Annotated in this window: 1 protein-coding gene; it reads right to left on the bottom strand. The window is 60.0% G+C overall.

Annotated features, from left to right (window positions below; genetic code table 11):
* Nucleotides 1-501 (bottom strand): extracellular solute-binding protein (locus tag ACQZ5H_RS32605; RefSeq protein ID WP_449100220.1); only part of this gene is annotated, 501 nt, incomplete at its 3' end.
* Nucleotides 502-553: the final 52 nt, after the last annotated feature.

Here is a 553-nt window from a genome sequence, read left to right as displayed (position 1 = left end):
CACCTTCTTGGCGAGCTCGGCATAGGTCTTCTTCGCTGCATCGTCCTTCATCAGGGCATCGATGAGATCCTTGCGGTAATACATGAAGTGCAGCGACAGATCGGTCGGAACGCCATACTGCTTGCCGTCGAACTGCATGGTTTTCAGGACGGAATCGCCGAACACCTTGGCCGCATCGGCGCCGAGATCGACCGGTTCCATGTAGGGCGCGTAGCGGCCGATCGAGTAGGTGGCGACGAGGTTGATGTCGAAGGCCGTCGAACCGGCGGCCATATCGGCCTGCAGCTTGTCGAAGAAGCCGTCACGGTTGAAGAACAGCAGCTCCACCTTGTCGGCGTCGGCGGCGGTCTTGTTATAGGCCTCGACGGTGGCGCGCAGCGCCGTCTCCTCGGAGCCGCCGGGCCAGCCGAGGACGGTGACGGTGGCATTGGCAAGTCCCGGCAGGGCGGCGCTTGAAAGAAGCGCGGCGAGAGCCGGAGCAATTATCTTCTGCATTTTCATTGTTGTTCCCTTTCTTTGTTTTCGTGATTATCCGGTGGTCTTCATGCCCTGC

This window comes from Rhizobium sp. 21-4511-3d (assembly GCF_053522545.1).
The sequence above is the reverse complement of the archived record's forward strand: the minus strand, read 5'-3'. Positions and strand labels throughout refer to the sequence as shown.